General features: G+C 69.3%; 1 protein-coding gene. It reads left to right on the top strand.

Annotated features, from left to right (window positions below; translation table 11 throughout):
• Positions 1-300: hypothetical protein (locus FAF44_RS56655; protein ID WP_237111235.1), on the top strand; the 300-nt coding region annotated here is incomplete at both ends.

The raw sequence follows: 300 nt of genomic DNA, 5'->3' as shown, positions 1-300 counted from the left end.
CGCGCTGGGCCCCGGTGGTCTGTCCCGTGAGCGGGCCGGCTTCGAGGTCCGCGACGTGCACCCGTCCCACTACGGCCGGATGTGCCCGATCGAGACGCCCGAGGGCCCGAACATCGGCCTCATCGGGTATCTCGCCTGTTTCGCCCGGCTGAACGCCTTCGGCTTCGTCGAGACGCCGTACCGCAAGGTCGTCGACGGCAGGGTGACCGAGCGGATCGACTACCTCACCGCCGACGAGGAAGACCGCTACGTCAAGGCGCAGGCCAACACGGTGCTCAACGCCGACGGCTCGTTCGCCGA

Origin of the sequence: Nonomuraea sp. MG754425 (assembly GCF_021699195.1) — a bacterium.
Taxonomy (GTDB): domain Bacteria; phylum Actinomycetota; class Actinomycetes; order Streptosporangiales; family Streptosporangiaceae; genus Nonomuraea.
Note: the sequence above shows the minus strand (reverse complement) of the source record. Positions and strands in the feature narration are given on the sequence as shown.